General features: G+C 57.5%; 17 protein-coding genes. 11 read left to right on the top strand and 6 right to left on the bottom strand.

Annotated elements, in window-relative coordinates; genetic code table 11:
* Positions 1–274 precede the first annotated feature (274 nt).
* Positions 275–1,153, top strand: coding sequence for a TIGR03435 family protein (locus ABSG47_RS14790; protein WP_424170466.1), 879 nt, complete (start codon positions 275–277; stop codon positions 1,151–1,153).
* 138 nt (positions 1,154–1,291) lie between these two features.
* On the opposite strand, the gene ABSG47_RS14785 is transcribed toward ABSG47_RS14790, so the two are convergent.
* Together ABSG47_RS14785 and ABSG47_RS14780 are read right to left on the bottom strand one after the other, a co-directional pair.
* Positions 1,292–2,356 carry an NAD(P)H-dependent flavin oxidoreductase gene (locus ABSG47_RS14785; RefSeq protein WP_424170465.1) on the bottom strand — a complete coding sequence of 355 codons (1,065 nt, stop codon included), beginning with the start codon at positions 2,354–2,356 and terminating at the stop codon, positions 1,292–1,294.
* Between the two features lie 18 nt (positions 2,357–2,374).
* Entirely contained in the window at positions 2,375–3,739 is a 1,365-nt protein-coding gene (locus ABSG47_RS14780) for a hypothetical protein (protein ID WP_424170464.1), read from the bottom strand.
* Positions 3,740–3,941: 202 nt separating this feature from the next.
* Between ABSG47_RS14780 and ABSG47_RS14775 the strand changes: the two genes are divergently transcribed.
* From ABSG47_RS14775 to ABSG47_RS14740, 8 genes are all read left to right on the top strand, one after another.
* A complete protein-coding gene (locus tag ABSG47_RS14775; RefSeq protein ID WP_424170463.1) occupies positions 3,942–4,937 on the top strand; it encodes a hypothetical protein in 996 nt (331 codons plus the stop codon).
* 151 nt (positions 4,938–5,088) lie between these two features.
* A complete protein-coding gene (locus tag ABSG47_RS14770) occupies positions 5,089–6,138 on the top strand; it encodes a ketose-bisphosphate aldolase (protein WP_424170462.1) in 1,050 nt (349 codons plus the stop codon).
* Between the two features lie 376 nt (positions 6,139–6,514).
* Positions 6,515–6,646, top strand: a complete 132-nt coding sequence (locus ABSG47_RS14765; RefSeq protein WP_424170461.1) for a hypothetical protein — start codon at positions 6,515–6,517, stop codon at positions 6,644–6,646.
* A gap of 18 nt (positions 6,647–6,664) precedes the next feature.
* On the top strand, positions 6,665–6,946 hold the full coding sequence (locus ABSG47_RS14760; RefSeq protein WP_424170460.1) for a hypothetical protein: 282 nt from the start codon (positions 6,665–6,667) through the stop codon (positions 6,944–6,946).
* Positions 6,925–7,725, top strand: coding sequence for a phosphatidylinositol-specific phospholipase C (locus tag ABSG47_RS14755; RefSeq protein ID WP_424170459.1), 801 nt, complete (start codon positions 6,925–6,927; stop codon positions 7,723–7,725). The genes ABSG47_RS14760 and ABSG47_RS14755 overlap by 22 nt, the downstream gene beginning before the upstream one ends.
* A 375-nt stretch (positions 7,726–8,100) precedes the next feature.
* Entirely contained in the window at positions 8,101–9,000 is a 900-nt protein-coding gene (locus ABSG47_RS14750; RefSeq protein WP_424170458.1) for a D-hexose-6-phosphate mutarotase, read from the top strand.
* Positions 9,001–9,036: 36 nt separating this feature from the next.
* Entirely contained in the window at positions 9,037–9,444 is a 408-nt protein-coding gene (locus ABSG47_RS14745; protein WP_424170457.1) for a thiol-disulfide oxidoreductase DCC family protein, read from the top strand.
* Between the two features lie 44 nt (positions 9,445–9,488).
* Positions 9,489–10,283 (top strand): 3-keto-disaccharide hydrolase, encoded by a 795-nt coding sequence (locus ABSG47_RS14740; protein WP_424170456.1) that lies wholly within the window; start codon positions 9,489–9,491, stop codon positions 10,281–10,283.
* A 10-nt stretch (positions 10,284–10,293) separates the two neighbouring features.
* Here ABSG47_RS14740 and ABSG47_RS14735 read toward each other — a convergent pair whose 3' ends face one another.
* Entirely contained in the window at positions 10,294–11,754 is a 1,461-nt protein-coding gene (locus ABSG47_RS14735; protein ID WP_424170455.1) for a DHA2 family efflux MFS transporter permease subunit, read from the bottom strand.
* Positions 11,755–11,860: 106 nt separating this feature from the next.
* On the bottom strand, positions 11,861–13,870 hold the full coding sequence (locus ABSG47_RS14730; RefSeq protein WP_424170454.1) for an ABC transporter ATP-binding protein: 2,010 nt from the start codon (positions 13,868–13,870) through the stop codon (positions 11,861–11,863).
* A 273-nt stretch (positions 13,871–14,143) separates the two neighbouring features.
* Between ABSG47_RS14730 and ABSG47_RS14725 the strand changes: the two genes are divergently transcribed.
* The gene (locus ABSG47_RS14725) at positions 14,144–17,986 is read left to right on the top strand and encodes an NHL domain-containing protein (protein ID WP_424170453.1); all 3,843 of its coding nucleotides are present in this window, start codon (positions 14,144–14,146) and stop codon (positions 17,984–17,986) included.
* 51 nt (positions 17,987–18,037) lie between these two features.
* On the opposite strand, the gene ABSG47_RS14720 is transcribed toward ABSG47_RS14725, so the two are convergent.
* Both ABSG47_RS14720 and ABSG47_RS14715 read right to left on the bottom strand, forming a co-directional pair.
* A complete protein-coding gene (locus ABSG47_RS14720; RefSeq protein ID WP_424170452.1) occupies positions 18,038–19,423 on the bottom strand; it encodes an aminotransferase family protein in 1,386 nt (461 codons plus the stop codon).
* A 33-nt stretch (positions 19,424–19,456) separates the two neighbouring features.
* Positions 19,457–20,203 (bottom strand): class I SAM-dependent methyltransferase, encoded by a 747-nt coding sequence (locus tag ABSG47_RS14715; protein WP_424170451.1) that lies wholly within the window; start codon positions 20,201–20,203, stop codon positions 19,457–19,459.
* Between the two features lie 93 nt (positions 20,204–20,296).
* Between ABSG47_RS14715 and ABSG47_RS14710 the strand changes: the two genes are divergently transcribed.
* A complete protein-coding gene (locus tag ABSG47_RS14710) occupies positions 20,297–20,437 on the top strand; it encodes a hypothetical protein (protein WP_424170450.1) in 141 nt (46 codons plus the stop codon).
* The last annotated feature ends 166 nt before the right edge of the window (positions 20,438–20,603 follow it).

The following is a 20,603-nucleotide window of genomic DNA, read 5'->3' as shown; positions in this document are numbered from 1 at the left end:
GAAGGGTCTCGGTTTTGAGACCGGGGATAGCGCGAACCTTTCCCCGCAGAATCCTCCGCAAAGACTCTCAGGTTGCGCGGAATCGCCAATGCACTCAACGATTAACGCTCAATGGGTGCTAAGGCCTGTTCTCAGTAATTGACGTTTCGAGCAGTTTTGATGACGAAGTTAGTTGGCCTTCCCAGCTCTGAGAATCCGGAGCTGGGCACTCAGATCTTTGTTGCACCACATACTGACACGTCTTTATGCTAGCGGTGTTTCAGCTTTATCGGACTTGGGAGAATTTGCGATGTATTCATGCACGCGAAACCTGCACTTCGGTGGAAGGCTTCTGCTTGCTGCCGCCGCTGCGAACGCTGCTGCTTTTTGTCAAACGCCATATCCCGCGGCCCGTCCCGAATTCGAAGTAGCATCGATCAGGCTCCACGCGAATGCCGGCGATAAGTCATACGTTCAGGCCTTTCAGGGCAAGCTTGTCATGACAGATTTCTCCCTGAAACAACTCGTACTCTTTGCCTACGGTGTTCCGAACAACCAGGTTTCGGGGGTGCAGGCGTGGATGGATTCCAACCACTACGACATCCAGGCCAAAGCGGACGGCAACTCATCTGTGAAACAGGTGGAGGGTCCGATGTTACAGGCACTGCTTGAAGAGAGGTTTAATTTGAAGGTCCACCGCGAGACCGGGGAACGCCCAGTGTATGAGCTCACTGCCGAGAAAGGCGGCGTGAAGATGCAACTGTCAAAGGAAGGCAGTTGCACTCCGTATTCTATGGATTCACCGCCGCCGCTCCCTCAGTCAGGCGCGCCGTTCCCTGTTTTCTGTGATTTTCCGCGATTTGGAGCCGATGGGCTGAACCGGACATTTGACGGGTCAGGGGTAAGCATGACGAAGCTGGCCGGAAGTTTATCCCGATTCGGACTCGACAGACCTGTCATAGACAGGACCGGACTTGCTGGAGGATTTGATTTACATCTGAAGTGGTCCATTGAAGCGCCAGCGAGCACTACAGGACCTGGCACGACAGACGATTCTGCGGGTCTCTCGATTTTTACCGCGCTAAATGAACAACTAGGGCTGAAACTACAATCGGCCAAAGGGCCAGTTGAAATCCTTGTCATCGATCACGTCGAGAAGCCTTCGGAGAATTGAGCGGCGGCAAATTGCGGTAGATGGATCCCGGCGTAACGAGGCATCGGTTGGTGGGCACGCCCTGCGTATGGTTTCTTGAGCCAATTCAAATCGCCAATGCACTCAACGAACCAATACCGAGGCGGACAGCTCAGGAGCCTATCCAAGCGGAATCATCTGTTTTGAATCTGTTCCCGCAAGACGCCGCGTCAACTCAGCAGCCGGAATCTCCGCACACCCGGAAGTATTTTCACCACTCCATAATGGTGAGAAATCCTCCGACCCAAGGCTTTCCGCCCTACTCCTTAATGGAGCCAACGCCAGTGACGCCAGCGGAAACGCCGGAGCCGCCTCATTCATCGGCCCCAACTCGCGAATGATGCGATTGACGATACCCCGCGCCGCACGTCCCGAAAACAGCCTCGTCAAAACCGTGTTTCGGGAACCAGCGCTTCGTAACGCCGCGCGATGTACCCGGCTCGTCGTCGCCTCCGGGCACAGCAGGTATGCGGTCCCGATCTGCGCCGCAACTGCCCCCAACTCCAATGCAGCTCGCACACCTCGATGATCCGCAATGCCTCCGGCAGCAATCACAGGAACCTTCACCGCATCCACCATCTGAGGAACAAGCGCCATCGTCCCGGTCTGCGTGGAAATATCATCCGTCAGAAACATCCCGCGATGACCTCCGGCCTCCACTCCCTGCGCAATTACCGCATCCGCTCCGCTGGCCTCCAGCCAAAGAGCCTCTTCAACCATAGTCGCCGAAGAAAGAACAAACGCGCCTGTAGACTTCACCTGCGCGAGCAGCTCAGCCGATGGAAGCCCGAAGTGAAAGCTCACCACCGGCGGACGAAGCTCCTCCACAAGCTCCGCAGCCTCAGCAGAGAACGGCGTGCGCCCAGGCCCACTCGGAATCGTCGATGGATCAACGCCTAATTCTTCGTAGTACGGCAGGAGCGCATCCCGCCAAGCCGCCTCTCGCGATGCATCCGGTTCAGGAGCCGTATGGCAAAAGAAATTCACATTGAACGGCTTGCTTGTAGCTGCTCGAATCGCCGCGATTTCCGTCCGAATCTGATCGCGAGTCAACATCGCGCATGGCAGAGACCCAAGCCCGCCGGCACCGCATACGGCAATCGCCAGCGCACGCCCCTGCACGCCGGCCATAGGAGCCTGAATGATCGGAAGATCGATACCGATGCGGTCCAGAAAAGCTGTCACCTGTCTTCTCCGCTCAGACTATTTCTCTAAATCCGGCGCAGCCGTCGGATGCAGCATCTCCCGAATCGCCCGCTTATCGGTTGAATAATTGAGGTGAGCCCTCATCGGATTCTCCAGCAGCCAGAACCAATGAATTCCGTTCTTCACATACACATTCTGCACATCTACAGTGGTCAGGTGCGGCACTCGCCATGTCAGCAGGTCGCTCGGATCGCTTAAGGCCACAATCTTCGGCAGCCTGCATGGTGTATTCGGGTCCGCGCCGGGAGCCGCTTTCTCAAAATCGCAGCGCAGCTTGCCCCAGTCCTCCAGATGCGAAACAAAGTTATCCGTCGGAGAATCCTCCAGATTTGCCAGCTCCAGCAGCCGCACCTGGTTGGCAAAAAAGTACACCAGCGCAGTCTGCCGCAACACCTGCATATATGCCACGGATGCCTGCATCAGCACTGGAGTCGCCCTGTCTTTGTCGTTCACGCTGAGCGCGGAAAAAATCAGGTAGCTCCCGAGCGAGTGCGAAACAATGACAAAATCCTGATCCGCAATCGGAGTCAGCAGCGGCATCGCCGCCGAATCCTGCGTCGTCCCAGGCGAATCCAGCACGGCCTTCAGAATCAGTTGCCGAATCCCTTGCACCATCAGGTCGCGCATTGGTCCAAGAGCAGTAACCGCATCGGAAAATCCCCAGTCCGTTACATCCGTCTTCAGAGACCGGTTAATCGGCGCTGCCCGTTTCGGCTCCGTCAACAGCAGCTTCGCCTCATCCGGGCTGATCCAGTCATAGGAAATAAAGCGGCCCTGCATCTGCGGATCGGGCTCACGCGTCGAGCACGTCTCGATCTTTTGATCTACCGGCCCAGCCAGCCGCGCGTCCGACGCGATGATCTGTTTGCACTTCAGCGCAAACACCAGCGGCCACCAGTTCAGCTCATCCAGATAAATTGTCCGTCCGCTCGTCCGCGACAGCTTGTAATGCACCACAAACGGCGCAGCCGCATGCCACTCTTCCGGCGTATTCCACACCAGCTTGCCCATGTAGCGCATGGTCGGCGGAGCCTCGTTGAGCCCAAAATTCGCCCCATCCGCATAATCGTAGCTGCCCACCTGCTCGCCCGCCGGCTTCACGCAGTTCTTCACATACGCGCAGATACTCTTCCGCAGCAACTCCGAGTCATGCGAATGCGGACCCTCCGACCCGATCCCATGAATGAAAAAAATATGTACATCTCGCGTACTCAGGCCGTTGAGTTCCTCACCCAGTGACCGATCCACCTGCGCCTGTGGCGTGGCAACCTGCGATGCGGGAGCCTGTTGTGCAGAAGAAGTCCCAGCCAGCTCCGTCTGCGCCATCGCAGCCACTGCCGTGCAAAGCAATCCGATTGCCATTCCAAAGCAATTGCAAGAGACCCACTTTCGCATCGTTCCATGCTCCCAACGCACTTCCCCGGTGTCAAGAGCATGTTGCCTTTTCGGCAACATTTTGCGGCTCCCGCTAAAACCACATGTCTGTAGGCGCGACCTCCGCAAAATTCGTCATACTCACAGAACGTGTTTCTAAATTCCTCTGATAGATGCTCGGAGGTGGTTGGTGGTCCGCAGTCTTCGTTATGTATTTCATTCGTCTTTTTCCTTGATTTTCGCGGCAGTTACCTTCATCGGCCTGACTTCGCTCCACGCTCAGGCTCCGAATCAAACTCCGGATCAAACTCCCGCGGCCACAGCTCCCAGCGCCCCGCCACAGCAGCCTGCGGACAATTCGCCCCAGCCGTCTAACCCCAGCGGCGCCAACCCAAGCCATAACTCCAGCGACGCATGGAAAGGCCTTGCGCGCGATCTGGAGGAGGCCGGCATGAAACGTGCTGGCCTGCACGGCGGCGGAGAGCATGGCGGCCCTGGCGGCAGCAGGCAACAAGGACCATCCGGCGACAATTTTTCCGGCAGCGAACCGGCCTTCAGTTCCAGTTCCCAGGACACCATGCACTATGGCTCCGAAATGAGAACCAGAGCCGGAGCAGGCATTGGTTCCAGCGACTTTGACAGCGGCGTCCCCAGCGGATTCAGCAGCGATGCCGGAAATGCCGTCGATGGCAACACAGGAAACCAGTTTGGCGGCACATCCGGCAATGGCTTCCGCGGCGGCCGGGCAGGCAGCTTCAACCCCGGCTCCATCTCTCAGCTCAGCGGCGACCTCGGCCGTGGCCTCGCCGCCGGAGGACACACCAGCGCTGCCGCTGCCCTCGGCGCGCTACCCGCCGCCAATCAACTGCTCCGCGGCGGCCTCAACCTGCCCGTCAACTCATCGCTCGGCAACTTCCGCCTCTCCTATCAGTCACCCTTCTCGCTCAACAACAACTTCCAATTCAAGGATGCAAACGGCTTCGGCTCACCTACCGCTGTCTACGAGAGCCCCCATGCCCGCAGCGGCCACGTCGATTTCTCCGCATCCGCCAAAGCAGGCGTTGGCTCCGCAACGGAAATGAACGGAACAGGCAGCGGCGGACAAAACGGCATCGGAGGCCACACTCCCGGCCATCCGGGCAGCTCCGATCCTTCCAGCTCCGTCACATTCAAGCTCTCCTTCTAGCCCTCCCCATTCCAGCGGGATTGTGCGTTCACGCATAATCCCGCACCCATCCATTCCTGCTACCATTAGGACGATAGAAATACGCGCCGCAGGGCATACGCTAGTCCCCTCGCTCGACGCGCTGAAACAGCACTCAATAAGGAGAATTCTTATGCCTCTCGTATCCATGCGGCAGCTCCTCGACGAAGCCGCCAAGGGCGGTTATGGCGTCGGCGCATTCAACGTAAATAACATGGAACAGATTCAGGCCATCGTCGGCGCGGCCATCGAAACCAACTCCCCCGCCATCATCCAGGCCAGCCGCGGCGCGCGGTCGTATGCGGAAGATCGTTACCTCTATCACCTCATCCTCGCCGCGAACGAGCTGCATCCTGAAGTCATGATCGCCATGCACCAGGACCACGGCAACAGCTTCGAGACCTGCAAGTCCGCCATCGAACTCGGCTTCACCTCCGTCATGATGGACGGCTCGCTCAAAACCGACGGCAAGTCTCCCAATACTTTTGAAGAGAACGTCGAAATCACCCGCCGCACAGTCGAATACGCCCATGAGCGCGGCGTCACTGTCGAAGGCGAAATCGGCGTCCTCGGCGGCGTTGAAGACGGCCACGGCGCAGGCGGCACAGGCCTCGAGCACCTCACCGATCCCGATCAGGCCGTCGAGTTCGCGGAGCGCACCGGCGTCGACGCCCTCGCCATCGCCATCGGTACCAGCCACGGCGCATACAAGTTTTCGAAGAAGCCAGACGGCTCGGTCCTCAAGATGGACCTGCTCATCCAGATTCACAAGCACCTGCCGCACACCCATCTCGTCATGCACGGGTCGAGCTCGGTGCCCAAGGACCTCCAGGACATTGTCAACAAGTACGGCGGTCACCTGAAGGAAACCTGGGGCGTCCCCGTCGAAGAGATTCAGCTCGGCATCAAGAACGGCGTCCGCAAGATCAACGTCGATACAGACTCGCGCCTCGCCATCACGGGCGCCATCCGCAAGGTCTTCGCGGAAACCCCGGACAAGTTCGACCCCCGCGACTACCTCAAGCCAGCCCGCGAAGCCATGCAGAAGCTGGTAGCCGAGCGCATGCGCGAATTCGGCCAGGCCGGCCACGGCGCAGACTACAAGCCCCTCTCCATCGAAGCGATGAAAGAAGGCTACGCCAACGGCACCCTCGACACGAGGCCTTCGCTGGCAGCTAAGTAGTCACTATCACCAAAACAAACACCAAAGGCCGCTCCCATGTGGAGCGGCCTTTCATTTCATCTCCTAACATCAGCCCGCAGATTCCATTGCCTATACCTTTTTCATGCAGAATTGCGTTGACTCTCCGCTTCGCCAGTGATATAAATTTTCGCCATCGGGATATCAACCAAAAACAACCTCATCTGAGAAGATTGCGTCGCTTCCCACTGCGTTCCCACCCGCAAGAATGAACCAATCTAGTCGATAGCCGGAACTCCTCCGGTAAAGGTTGCCCCGTTCCTCTACGCGTTCTTTGCAAAATTGCACAGTACGATTCGACCAGGATCGGCTCGCTTTCCCTGACGCTCTGCTTCTGAGATGTCGGAAATTGCCGCGCATGCTCGCAGTGCTGGCCATGCTGCGCATCGGCTTCGTCGCAGATGCCAACAACAACACGGCGCAGGAGATCATGGCGCACGGTTGCCGTCTTTTCTTGCCTTCGGTCACTCAGACTCAGCGCAACTCTTGAGTCAAAAGGAGAAAAATCATGTCAACGGAACAAATTACCGCCGTCAGCCTACTCGACGAACCAGAGGAAACCACGCTGCTGCAAGGAGCAGCAATTTTCCACCCCGACCAGGAAATGGCCGCAAATCTCAACGGTTATTCACACGATTCCGATATCAAGACCACCAATCCGGACTGGATGTCAAAGTTGCCGAAATCACGACTATTGAGTGAGCTGTCCATGCCGGGCACTCACGACACCATGTCGTTTTATGGTGGCGACATCCCCAGACACAATCCATGCCACTCGCCAGTCAGCTAAGGTCCGGCGTTCGCGCCCTCGACATTCGCTGCCGGCACGTACAGGACGCATTTCCCATCTATCACGGGATTCAGTTCCAATACGCGTATTTTTCCGATGTTCTGTCTGCGGTCATCGATTTCCTCAAGCTTCATACTCAGGAAACAGTGCTCATGCGCATTCAGGAGGAAGGCTCCCCAAGCGGTAACACCGAAACATTTGAAGAGACATTTGTAAACAAGTACTACGAGCCCAACAAAGACGCATTCTGGCAGGGCTCCATCAACAACCCGTCTCTGGGGGACATGCAGGGCAAGATTGTCGTACTTCAGAACTTTGACGGAAAGCGGTATGGAATTCCCTACCCGCAGAACTTCAACATCCAAGACTACTGGAAATTGGGCAGCAACTGGGATCTTTACGACAAGTGGCTGAAGGTAAAAAATCAAGCCAAAGACGCCATTTCAGGAGATCCACAGCAGGCCTACATCAATTATTTGAGCGCATCGACGGGCTCATTTCCATACTTCGTTGCCAGCGGACAATCAAGCCCGCAGACTGGCGCCCCTTTGCTGCTAACCGGCCGCACCACCATTGGAGGATGGAAAGACAGTTGGCCTGACTTCCCGCGCGTCAGCTGTCTCGGTAGCTGGTGTTCAATTGCTTTTCTCGGAACCAACCAGCTCTTGTACACGCGGCTTGCATCAGGCGGAGAACTCCATGGACGCGTAGGCATCGTAATGTCCGATTTCCCCGGCCCTGGCCTTCTTGATGCAATCATCAAGTGCAATAAACCATAACCTCCACCTCAGCGTAGAGGCCGCTCTATGGAGCGGCCTCTATGCCTTTTCTACAAATAAAAAGCTTAAGCAAATCGTAATGGCTGATCGCTGACCGTAGCCGTCTTTCAGGCGAAGGGAAGGATCTTGGGGGGCCTGCATTTTTAAAAACTCTCTATTGCTTGTCAAGCCCTCCCGCCCAAAATATTTTCTGACCGGCTGATTCTAAACCCAAAAAACTTCACCCATTTTGCACATTATTTCCAGCAATCTGTCATACATATCTCAAGTAGAGAAAAGCGAAAGGCCCGACGCATGTGCGCCGGGCCTTTCGCTTTTCGGATCACTAACCAAGAACAACTATGTCCAGCAAATATGGGATACTGAGACCCACACATGACCGCCTCAGAACTGAACCAGAAATTCACCCTACCCGGCATAGCAGAGATCGTCGAAGGCAACGGTACCCTACCCAAAATTCGCATCACCACTCCCGCCGCAACCGCAGAAATTTACCTCCACGGCGCACAAGTCACATCATGGATTCCCGCACACAGCTCAGAAGTCATCTTCCTCTCAAGCCAATCGCACTGGCAGGAAGGCAAAGCCATCCGCGGCGGCATCCCCATCTGCTACCCCTGGTTCCGGTCAAAATCTGACGACCCACAAGCCCCATCCCACGGCGTAGTCCGCACCACCGCATGGCAGATCGAATCCATCCAGCAGCAAGACACCAACGTTGTCATTGATCTAGTCATCACCAGCAGCGACGCCACCCGCAAATTCTGGCCGCACGATTTCCATCTCACGCACCGCATCACAGTAGGTTCCGAGCTCAAGCTCGAGCTGATCACCCGCAACACCGGCACTCGTAGCTTCAAGATCGAAGAAGCTCTGCACACCTACTTCCGCGTAGGCGATGTAGAAAAAGTCTCTGTCTCAGGCCTCGACGGCGTAGTCTATCTCGATAATGTCCGCAACAACACCGAAAACACCCAGCACGGCGACCTCGCAATGTCCGGCCCCACCGACAATGCCTATATCGACACCCATTCCGCACTAACGATCATCGACCCCGTGCTCAAGCGCAAGCCGATCACCGAAAAGACAAACTCCGCCACCACCATTACCTGGAATCCCTGGCAGCAAGGCGCCGCATCCCTCTCCGATCTAGGCGACGAAGAGTGGCGCGAAATGATCTGCGTCGAAGCCTCAAATATCCTGCGCTCCGCAGTCGAGGTCGCTCCTGCCGCAGAGCATATCTTCGCCGCAACCCTCCGCGTAGCGACGCTTTAGGCTCATCCCTCAAGCGTCGCCAGACATCAGATCATTGTGGCCACACCACCACAACCCGAAGCCATCATCCTCTACGACGGCGATTGCCATCTCTGCAATCGCTGGGTATCCTTCGTCCTGCGCCACGATCCTCAGGGCAAATTCCAATTCGCCGCACTTAACTCCCAGACCGCCCGCGCCCGAATCCATGACGTCAGTCTTCTCAACGGCCCAACAGCCGTTCTGCTCATGCCGGAAGGCATCTTCACCCATTCCACTGCCGTCCTCAAGATTGCCGCTCAACTCCCCGGCTACAAAACTCTAGCCAGGCTCCTGCTGAAAATCCCGCAGGCCCTGCGCGACCGCGCCTACGCCTTCGTCGCGCGCCACCGCCATGCGCTTCATTCCAACGGCAACCCGAGCTGCGCCTTCATCCCCGGCGTTGAAGACCGCTTTCTGCCTTGACTCCAAACCTGGCCGGTCCTGATAAACTCGCCCCGGTGACTAATATGCGACTTTTCCGGCTTTCTCTTCTCGCTGCCCTCATCGCCGCAACGGCATCCGCGGCTCAACAACCCGCCACAACAACCGACAACAAGCCCAAGCCCGAAGAAACCGAAATCTGGAAGCCTGTCCCACCCGTCGTCACGCCCGCCGCCACAACCACCGCGCCGCCTTCCGACGCCGTCATCCTCTTCAACGGCAAAAACACTGACGAATGGGTCAAAGTAAAGGACAAAACACCCATCACCTGGGCCGTCCACAAAGGCATCATGACCGTGGTCAAAGACGGCACCGGCAACATCGAAACCAAGCGCCGCTTCAAGGACTATCAGCTCCACGTCGAGTGGCGCGTTCCATCCAACATCACCGGCACCAGCCAGGCCCGCGGCAACTCCGGCGTCTTTCTCGCCTCGACCGGCCAGGGCGATGACGGCTACGAGCTTCAGGTTCTCGACTCCTACCAGAACGAAACCTACGTCAACGGCATGGCCGGCAGCTTGTACAAACAAGCGATCCCGCTGGCCAACGCCGCGCGCAAGCCCGGCGAGTGGCAATCCTATGACGCAATCTGGACCGCACCCACCTTCAACGACGACGGCTCGCTCAAAACGCCCGCCTACGCAACAGTCTTCTGGAATGGAGTGCTCGTAGAAAACCACTTCGAACTGAAGGGCCAGACTCTCTACATCGGCAAGCCGTTCTACAAGAAGTACGACACGGCTCCCATCAAGCTGCAGGCCCACGGCGACAAAAGCGAGCCCATCAGCTTCCGCAACATCTGGGTCCGCGAATTACCGTAATCGCCTAGCGTTAGCCCACATGCGTTTCATGTTCTTTCTGCTCATTCACTGACTCGCCGTCCGTGCGCTTCAGCCCAGTAAACACGAGCGTGGAAGCCACCGTCATCACGCCCAGCCACAGAAATGCTTTATGTATGCCGCCAACCATCAAGCCCGGATTGGTATAAGCCGATCCGGGCACAAAGAAGGCGGTTGTGAGCCCAGCCGCCGCCACGCCGAAACTGATCGAAAGCTGCTGTCCCGTGCTGGCAACCGAGCTTGCCATCGAGGTATCCTTCTCCTCCACATCCGCAAAGACCAGCGTATTCATGGCTGAGTACTGCAGCGATGTGCAGCCTCCATACAGGACCGCGATCAGAATGATCACCCACACCGGCGTATGCAGGCCAATCACCGCAAACAGCGCCAGCAGCACGCCCACCAGCAGCGTATTCACCACCAGCACCGTCTTGTAGCCTCTGGCTCCAAGCACCTTGCGCAAAATCGCCTTCATCCCCATCGAGGCAATCGCCTGCGGCATGATCAGCAGGCCCGATTGTATCGGCGTAAATCCGAGTCCCGTCTGGTAAAGCAGCGGCAGCAGAAACGGCACGCCGCCAATGCCCAGCCGCGTAAAGAATCCGCCACTCACCGCCGCGCGAAACGTGCGAATGTTGAACAACGAAAGATTCAGCAGCGGAAACTCCAGCTTGCGCCCATGCATCCAATACGCCACCATCAGCAAAACCGAAAGCCCAAGCAGCCCCGCAATCTCTCGTGAGCTCAGCTCATGCTCGCCAAAGACCTCCAGCACGTACGAAAGCAGCGCAATCCCCGATCCAAAAAGCACCAACCCCACAAAATCCAGTGGATGCGTCTTCTCTTCCCGATAATCCGGCAGATGCATATACACCAGCACCAGGCCCAGCAGCCCAATCGGCACATTCAGAAAGAAGATCACGCGCCAATGGAAATAGGCCACAATCAACCCGCCCGCCATCGGCCCCAGCATCGGCGCCACCTGCGCCGGCAGCGCAATAAACGTCATCACTCGCAACAGGTCATGCTTGGGAAATGCGCGCACCAGCGTCAGCCGTCCCACCGGCACCATCATGGCTCCGCCCATGCCCTGCAGCACGCGGCAAGCCACCAGCAAATGGATATTGCTGCACAGCCCGCACAGCAATGACCCCAGCGTAAACAGCCCGATCGCGGAAGCAAATACGCGCCGCGTCCCGAACCTGTCCGCCATCCACCCGCTGATTGGAATAAACACAGCCAGCGCCAGCGTGTAGCTGGCCAGCACCGCCTTCATCGCCAGCGGCGTCACCTTCAGCGCCTCGCTCACCGCCGGAACCGCCGTGTTCAGAATCGTCGTATCCAGCGATTCCATGAACAGCGCCACCGCCACCAGCCAAGGCAGCAGTTGCTTCGCCGCCGCTGAAAGCTCCGGGGACTCTGCCGTTCCTGTAGAAATTTCCGGTGAGCTCATGAGTAAAGTAACCGTGTCGATTCAAATGAATGGCTTCGCACTTGACGCACCACACAGTTGCATAGCGGTTGGATGCCCTAGAGGATTCAACCGTTCTATATAAAATTCAAGATGTCGAGGAAGCAGGGATACCCACGAATGAAGCCGAAGGCTCAGTTGCCTGGACGGCTAGTCCTTCCTGATCCTTGTACTGCAACTGATACAGCTTCCAGTACAACCCGCGCAGCGCCAGCAACTGCTGATGGTTTCCCATCTCACGCAGATGCCCCTTGTGCATCACAAGAATCGTATCCGCGCGCTGCACCGTCGAAAGCCGATGCGCAATCAGCACGCTCGTACGTCCTTCCACCATGCGCTCCAGCGCCCCGCGAATCCGCAGCTCGGTGTCCGTGTCCACGCTTGATGTAGCCTCATCCAGAATCAGAATCCGCGGATTGAACGCGAGCGCCCGCGCAAAGTTGATCAGCTGCTTCTGCCCCGTCGAAAGCGAATTTCCCCGCTCCTGTAGCGGCTCATCGAACTTGCCCGGCAGGCTCTCGATAAAATCCAGCACGTTCACATCCAGCGCAGCCTGCCGCATGCTTGCATCGTCAATCCCCGCATTGCCCAGCCGGATGTTTTCCGCAATCGTCCCGGTAAACAGAAACGGATCCTGCAGCACCACAGCAAAGTGCCGCCGCAGATCCTGCAGATTCTGCTCCCTCACATCCACGCCATCCAGCAGCACCGCGCCTGCCGTTACGTCATAGAAGCGCATCATCAAGCTAGTCAGCGTCGTCTTGCCCGCGCCCGTGTGGCCCACAATCGCCACCGTGCGCCCCGCCTCAACCGTGAACGAGACATCGCGCAGAATCCAGTCGATCTCCTTCAGCGCCTCAAGCTCCGCCGTGCTCGCCTCGGACCTTGCAGCATTCGCTACTATCTCCTGCTGCTCCGCGCTCAGCTCCTGATACGTAAACCACACACGCCGGAACTCGATTCGGTTCGATCCATCGCCCGCTACCGGTTTCTCCGGACTCACAATCTCCGGCTTCTCATCCAGCAGCTTGAAGATGCGCTCGCACGCAGCCATCGCCGCCTGCAAGATATTGAACTTGTCGCTCAAATCCTGAATCGGCCGCCAGAAACGCTGCGAATACATATTGAACAGCGCCAGCATTCCAATCGTCACCGCGCCATGCCGCAGTACGCTGAAACCCCCGCCCCACAACACCAGCGCCACCGCCAGAATCGACAGAAAATCCACCGCCGGGTAATAAAGCGCGTAGGCAAAAACCGTGTCTTTGAAGGCCACCATGTGCTGCCGGTTCACTGTCTCAAAGTCGTTAAATGCCCGGTCTTCGCGATTAAAGAGCTGCACCACGCTCATGCCGCCAATATGTTCCTGCGTAAATGAGTTGATGCGCGCAATCGCCGCCCGCACTCTCCGGTAACTCTCGCGCACGCTCTTGCGAAAGATATTCGTGACGATAAAGATCACCGGCAGCACCGCAAAGGCCAGCAGCGCCAGCCACCACTCCACCCTCATCATGACAATGCCCATAAATGTGAGCGTGAAAAAGTCATCCACAATCGCCAGAACGCCCGCCGTGAACATCTCATTCACAGCATCCACATCCGACGTCAGCCTCGTAACCAGCCGTCCTACGGCGTGCTTGTCAAAGAACCCCACATGCAGCCGCTGCATGTGCCGGAAGATCTCCCGCCGCAGATCGAACATCACCTTCTGCCCCACCCACTGCATCAGGTATGTCTGGATGAACTCAAACAAATAAGCCGAGACCAGCGCGATGAGGTACAACCACACCAACTGCGTAATGCCGGTCCACGGATCGGGCGAAAGCCGCTTGCCAAGCCAAGCCGTATAACCACGGTTCTCATGCGTCATGTAGCGGTCAATGCCGACGTTCACAAAGTACGGCCCCGCCACATCGCTCATCGCCTTCAGCGTCACAGAAACCGACGAGATCGCAGCTTGCACCCAGTACGGGCGCATGTAATCGGCCAGCCTCCGCACCAGCGCCGAGTCGTAGACCTTCCCTACTGGATCTTCATCCTGCTTACGGGCTTGTTTCTTGTCGGCTTTTTCGTCTTTGGGCTTCGCTTTGTCCGTCATCGGCTGCTGGGGAATTTCCTTCCCTTATTGTACGAGGACGGGCGCAAAGCCGCCTTCACCGCTCTCATACCCCTCCAGCCGGAATTCGAAACCGCACGCGGATTCCATACAACAACCCTCATTTGCTGTGATATGCTTCCCTCGTCTTTCACACCAGCTCAATAAAGACAGCCAACAATCTCTCGATCAGCTTCGATTCTCGAGAGATTCGCGGCCTCAACATCCTCATCGAATCGGCTGCATAAGCGTTCGGTGTCTCTGGAGTTCTGTATCATGCGCAGTCGCCCGCGGTTTCCCTTGGTTTTCGCCATTCTTTGCCTTGTATTTCTCGCTGTTTCAATCTTCATCTCACTCTCCGCGCGTGCCCAGGCCACAACGCAACCTGGCACAACCCTGTCAGACCCGCGCATGCGCCAGACAGATGCCCAGACAGATGCCATTCTGAGCGCCCGCAGAGCAAAGGCACAGGCAAAGCGGGCCGATTCTACGCCGCAGGTGTCGCTGCCGCAGTTCTCGGTCGCTGCCGGAAGCTACTCCGGCACCCAATCTGTTTCCATCACCGACTCCACGCCAGGCGCAACCATCTACTGCTCCACAAATGGAACAGTTCCTGTAAGCTTTATTCCGCCCGGACTAATCGGCACTCTGACACCCTGCCCACCAACCATCACGGTCTCTTCTTCCGAGGTGTTGGTTGCAGTCGCCACAGCGTCGGGCTATTCCAACAGCGGCTACGCCTCCGCGCAGTACAACATCGCCTCATCGAATGTTCCCTACGTGTACTCCATCGCCGGCAACGATACCCTCGGCTACAGCGGAGATGGAGGCCCCGCTCTGCTGGCGCAGTTCGGCCAGCCTCATGGCGTGGCTGTCGATTCGGCAGGCAACGTCTATGTCGCGGACATCGGAGACAATGTCGTACGCAAAATCACGGCTGGCACTGGCATCATCTCCACATTTGCCGGAACCGGGACTTACGGGCATACCGGCGACGGTGGCCCCGCCACAAGCGCGGAGCTGTGGGAGCCAAACGCAATCGTCATCGACTCAGCGGGCAATCTGTATATCGCAGAAAACGGCGACAATGTAGTGCGCAAGGTAGACGCTTCCACTGGAGTTATCTCCACCTACGCAGGAAATCCGAATGGAACGGGTGGCACAAACAGCTCCGCTACAAACATCTCTTTCGGCTACATCGGGGCATTGGCTCTTGACCCTTCAGGAAATCTCTATATCGGAGGTGAATCTTACGTCTGGAAAGTGAACGCGGGAACAGGGAACGCTTCTCAGGTAGAGACCAACCCAGTCACGTACTTTGGTCTGATCGCAGGTCTCGCGCTCGACAATCAGAACAATCTCTACGTCTCAGATAGCATTTATAACGTAGTCGATAAGATCAACACGCAAGGCACCCTCACAACATTTGCAGGTGTAACAACGGGCAACGGACAGTGGGGAAATGGCATTCCCGCCACCTCTGCATACCTGAGTTCGCCCTCCGGATTGGCCTTCGATAGCATCGGCAACTTATATATTGCCGATACCTTTGATTTCGCAATTCGCGAGATAAATACGAATGGCATCATCAATACAATTGCGGGCGCGTTTCAAAACCCGTACACAGTCTCAGGCGATGGAAGTCCCGCCACAAGTGTGGGCCTTACATATCCGCAATATATCGCCCTTGACGGTGCGGGAAACATTTATCTCTCGGATTTCGGCCATAATGGCGTCAGAAAAATTAATGCCGCCGCACCGCCGCCCACGCAAACGGCAGCCGCACCTGCCTTCAGCATTGCCGCAGGCGCCTATCCCGACACGCAGACAGTCACCCTGAATGACTCCACGCCAGGAGCCAAAATCTATGTCGCATTCAACGGCTCTCCAGCCACTGCGGGAAGCGAAGGCTATCATGGCCCGATCAGCGTCACAGGCTCGGTGACGATTCAGGCGGCCGCGGTCGGCCCCGGCTACCTCCCCAGCTCTGCCACTACGGCGACATACACCATCACGACTCCGCCAACGGCTCTCATTTCTACAATCGCAGGCTCGGCCAACTCGTATGGCTTCTCCGGATCGGGCGGACCGGCCACCAGTGCGCAGTTCGAACAGCCGCAGGCCGTCGCCTTCGATTCCGCAGGAAATCTCTACATTGCCGACAGCTCCAACAATGTCGTCTGGATGGTCACATCGGGCACGCAAATAATCACAATTGTCGCCGGCAATGGTACTGCGGGATTCAGCGGCGATAGCGGTCAGGCAACAGCCGCGGAATTGCAGGAACCTTCCGGCGTGGTTGTGGATAAAGCCGGCAATCTTTACATTGCGGATAACGGCAATGGTCGAATCCGTATGGTTGCGACCGGGACCGGAATCATCACCACAATCGCAGGGCCAGGATCGTTCAATGTGATCGGCGACGGCGGCCCCGCCACTTCGGCGTCTATCGGCGGTGCATACGGATTAGCGATCGACAACATGAACAATCTTTACATCGCCGATTTCGGATACTACCGCATACGCAAAATTGACCTCGGAACGGGCATTATCACCACGGTGGCCGGAGGCGGAGCTTCCAGCAGCATCTTCCAGGAGGGCATGGCTGCAACAGATGCTTACCTTCAGCCTCTCGACGTCACTGTCGATTCTGCGGGAAATCTTTACTTTCCCGAATCTTTTAGCGCGCGCATCCTGAAACTATCAGCCTCAAACGGCACCCTCACCACCGTGGCAGGAAATGGCACAGAAAGCACCATAGACAACGATGGCGGCCTGGCATCTCAAACACCGATTATTCCTGCACGAGGCATAGCAGTTGACACCGCCGGCAACGTTTATTTCTCGACCGACAATGCCGCGGTTCGCAAAGTCGATGCGAGCACAGGAATCATAACCACGACAGCCGGGAACTATTATTTCGGCTATGGCGGTGATGGAGGCGCGGCAGCAATGGCCGGCCTTGACAGTCCTGAAGGCCTTGCTCTGGATGCATCCGGTAGCTTATACATCGCCGACGCTGATAATGTAGTCGTCCGCGAGGTGACCTTCCCGCCGCCAGCCGCCACCCCAACCTTCAGTCTTCCCGCAGGCGCTTATACCGGCGCCCAAACAATCGGCATCAGCGATGCAACGCCAAACTCCACCATCTACTACACAACCGATGGCAGCACTCCATCCACCGGTTCCTCGGTGTACAGCAAATCGCTCACGCTCACTTCAAGCGGAACCCTTCAGGCGATTGCAGTGACCAGCAATTACACCGAAAGCGCCGTAGCCAGCGCGAGCTACACCATCACCATGCTCACGCCAACCATCCAGCTCACGGCCTCCGCGAATTCCTCCTTTGCATCCAACGCAGTCACCTTCACGGCAACGGTCTCCTCGACCTCCGGCTCACCCAGCGGCACAGTTGCATTTCTCGATGGAACCACTCAATTAGGCACAGGCACACTGAGCGATGGCTCGGCAACCTACACGACCTCCTCACTCGCCTCTGGGGCGCATTCCATCACCGCAGTCTATTCCGGAGACACAACTTTTATCGGAGTCACAAGCGCCGTTCTCAATGAAACCATTGATGACTTCACAATCGCCCCGCCCAGCGGAGGCTCTACTTCAGCCACAGTATCGCCGGGCAGCACTGCCACCTATACGCTGGCAGTAGCCCCGCCGGCCGGCGCAACAACACCCACAGCCATCGCATTCTCCATATCGGGCCTTCCAGCGGGCGCCACAGCAACCTTCTCGCCGGCCTCGGTGCCGGCAGGCTCCGGAGCAACCAATGTCACCCTGTCCGTAGCTGTGCCCGCACAGACCGGCGCAGTTGCGCCAGTGCATTCCCCGCTGAGCGGGGAAGCTTTGCCAATGGCGCTCGGATTGATCCTGCTGCCACTCACCGCCCTGCGCCGCAATCGACGCCTGCTCACCCGGACACTTGTCTTATTTGCTGTGTGTGTTGGAAGCGCAATCGGATTGGCTGCGCTCTCGGGCTGCGGCGGAGGAAGTAACAGCGGCGGAGGTGGCTCCCAACCCCAATCGCAGACCTACAATCTGACAGTCACCGCCACGGCAGGCTCACTCACGCATACAACGCAGCTCACGCTGACAGTCAACTAACCTGCTCCAAATATCCTCCGGGCGCGGAAGAACTCTTTCCGCGCCCGTCCATTACTCCACCAACGCGTCCGCAATCGCCAGATGCCGGTCCAGCACGTCGATGCCCAGGTCCAGCTCTTCTTTCGTCACAATCAGCGGCGGCGCAATCACAAAGTGGCTCACCCACGCCTGCTGCGCCACTCCATCCGCCATCATCTTCGCTGCAATCTGGTCCACCACCAGCGCCTTGCCTTCCACCTTGTCGCGCATCGTGTTGAACGGCTGCTTCGTCTTCCGGTTCTTCACCAGTTCCACCGCAAAGAACAGCCCCAGCCCGCGCACATCGCCAATCGAAGCATGCTTTTCCTTCAGCGCCATCAGCTTTTCGCGCACATACGGCTCCAACTCCGCCGCGCGCTCCACCAGCTTCAGCCGCTGCATCTCTTCAATCGTCGCCACCGCCGGCCCCAGCGTTAGCGGATGCGCCTCATATGTATGCCCATGTGAAAAATAATGATCCTCAAAGTATTCCGCAATCTTCGTCGTGGTCGCACACAGACCCAGCGGCACATACGCGGATGTAATTCCCTTCGCCGTCACCAGAATGTCCGGCTTCACGTTCCAGTGATCCACTGAAAACCACTTCCCAGTCCGTCCCCAGCCCGCCATCACCTCATCGGCAATCAGCAGAACGCCCTGCCGGTCGCAAATCTCGCGCAGCTTCGGAAAATACTCCGGCGGAGGCACCAGCACGCCATTCGTACCCACCACCGGCTCCACAATAATCGCCGCCACATCGCTCTCATTGCGAATCATGTGCTCAATGTAGTCAGCGCAAGCAATGTTGCAGTTCGGATACGTATGCTTGATCGGGCAGTCGTAACAATTCGTCTCCGGCGCAAACACCACCCCGCCGCCCTTGCCGCTCGGCTCCATCGCCCACCGCCGCGGATCGCCCGTCGCCGCAATCGATCCCATCGTCGAGCCGTGATACGACCGGTACCGCGAAATAATCTTTGTCTTCCCCGTCACCATGCGCGCAATCTTGAAGGCCGCCTCATTCGCCTCCGTGCCGCTCGTCGCAAAGAAGAACTTGTTCAGCCCCTCCGGCAACACCTCCAGCAGCTTCTGGCTCAGCCGCGCCCGCGCACGCGTCGCATACACCGGCCCCACAAACGCCAGCTCCCGCGCCTGCTCCGCAATCGACTCCACCACGCGCGGGTTCTTGTGTCCCAGGTTCACGCACATCAGTTGCGCAGAAAAGTCGAGATACTTCTTCCCCGCCCCATCCGTAAACCAGCACCCCTCGGCATCCATCACCGGCAGCGGCTTCCACGTCTTCTGGAATCGCCATGTTCCGTAGTTCGTCTCTCTTGTCACGCTGGAAATCTGCTCGGCAGTCAATTCAGTGGAAGACAACGTCTCGCTCATCATGCACCCCGTAAAGAATTCCTTCATGCTACGTCAAAACGCCGGACGCAGGCGAACCGATCAACGCCGCCCAACGCAAACAAATGAACTCGCGCCCATGATCCGCGCCAGGGCCGCACGCGCGCCAAACGGTAATTCCGGCGCAAAGAGCTGCCCGGTATAAAAGAGCGGCCCGCCACACAAAGCGCGCACTTCAAAGCCAGCCGCAATGAACGCACTGCTCCAGCGCCCGCGTCGAAACATCCCCCACTCCGCAAAGACATTCGGAGCCGGACTGATAGGCCGGTTTGCCAGCACATCTCGTAGCCGCGCCCGCTGCGCGCTGCGCGTCGTATCCGTCTCCGCACCTTTCCGTGCCGAATTTCGGCTCAGCCGCGCAATAACCTTTCGCACAAGATCGGGATAATGCAACAGCGATGTATAAACCCGCCATGAACTGGCAGGCAGAATCAGAATCACGAACCCCTCGGGCCGAAGCACACGCCGAATCTCGGCAAGCATCGACTCAAGCGTACACGCGTGATACAGCGCATGCGACGAAAACACAACATCAAAGCCCGCCTCCGCAAACGGCAGGCGCGAACCATCGTATGTTGAAACTGGATAATACTGCCGCGCATATCGCTGCGCCCGCGGATCGGGGCGCGTCGCCACATCGATCGACGTCACTTCGCACCCATGCTCCGCCAGAAGCGAGGCCTGAAATCCGCTGCCGCCCCCAATCTCAAGCACACGCGCACCCGGCGCAAAATACTTGCGCACGCAATCAAGCTCAGCGCGTCGAATGCGTTCGAGAAGAGTCTCCATTTGTTGTCCAGAATCCTGGGATCACCATAACACGCCAGAAATCTGAATACGCACCGAGCCAATCCTCACATAAACTAATAGTCTGAGGAGCCCATGAGCGACGGCCGCGAAGAACGTGAAGAACAGGAATGGCGCCGCCAGCAGGAGCAACGCCGCGACCAGCAGGAACGATACCTGGATCGCACCGGCCCCGATCTACAGGATCAGTGGCAACCCGAGCGCAAAGAATCCTGACCTCGGCTTATGGTCAAAATCTGGACATAGGAAGGTATCGACAACTAGTGTCCCGTCTCTAGAATAAGTTGAATAATTAATAAGGATTGTTTCATCGGATAGAGTGTGAGGAACTTCGATGGGACGTCCGTTGATTGCCTTGTCTATTACCGCCGAGGACCAGGCT

Source organism: Occallatibacter sp. (assembly GCF_049510455.1).
Classification (GTDB): Bacteria; Acidobacteriota; Terriglobia; order Terriglobales; family Acidobacteriaceae; genus Telmatobacter.
The sequence above is the reverse complement of the archived record's forward strand: the minus strand, read 5'-3'. Positions and strand labels throughout refer to the sequence as shown.

Coding starts and splice junctions, on each gene's coding strand:
- ABSG47_RS14760 (WP_424170460.1), top strand. CDS start 6,665: ATGTCAACGGAACAAATTACCGCCGTCAGCCTACTCGACGAACCAGAG.
- ABSG47_RS14765 (WP_424170461.1), top strand. CDS start 6,515: ATGCTCGCAGTGCTGGCCATGCTGCGCATCGGCTTCGTCGCAGATGCC.
- ABSG47_RS14715 (WP_424170451.1), bottom strand. CDS start 20,203: ATGGAGACTCTTCTCGAACGCATTCGACGCGCTGAGCTTGATTGCGTG.
- ABSG47_RS14740 (WP_424170456.1), top strand. CDS start 9,489: ATGCGACTTTTCCGGCTTTCTCTTCTCGCTGCCCTCATCGCCGCAACG.
- ABSG47_RS14710 (WP_424170450.1), top strand. CDS start 20,297: ATGAGCGACGGCCGCGAAGAACGTGAAGAACAGGAATGGCGCCGCCAG.
- ABSG47_RS14730 (WP_424170454.1), bottom strand. CDS start 13,870: ATGACGGACAAAGCGAAGCCCAAAGACGAAAAAGCCGACAAGAAACAA.
- ABSG47_RS14750 (WP_424170458.1), top strand. CDS start 8,101: ATGACCGCCTCAGAACTGAACCAGAAATTCACCCTACCCGGCATAGCA.
- ABSG47_RS14755 (WP_424170459.1), top strand. CDS start 6,925: ATGCCACTCGCCAGTCAGCTAAGGTCCGGCGTTCGCGCCCTCGACATT.
- ABSG47_RS14770 (WP_424170462.1), top strand. CDS start 5,089: ATGCCTCTCGTATCCATGCGGCAGCTCCTCGACGAAGCCGCCAAGGGC.
- ABSG47_RS14780 (WP_424170464.1), bottom strand. CDS start 3,739: ATGGCAATCGGATTGCTTTGCACGGCAGTGGCTGCGATGGCGCAGACG.
- ABSG47_RS14725 (WP_424170453.1), top strand. CDS start 14,144: ATGCGCAGTCGCCCGCGGTTTCCCTTGGTTTTCGCCATTCTTTGCCTT.
- ABSG47_RS14720 (WP_424170452.1), bottom strand. CDS start 19,423: ATGAAGGAATTCTTTACGGGGTGCATGATGAGCGAGACGTTGTCTTCC.
- ABSG47_RS14735 (WP_424170455.1), bottom strand. CDS start 11,754: ATGAGCTCACCGGAAATTTCTACAGGAACGGCAGAGTCCCCGGAGCTT.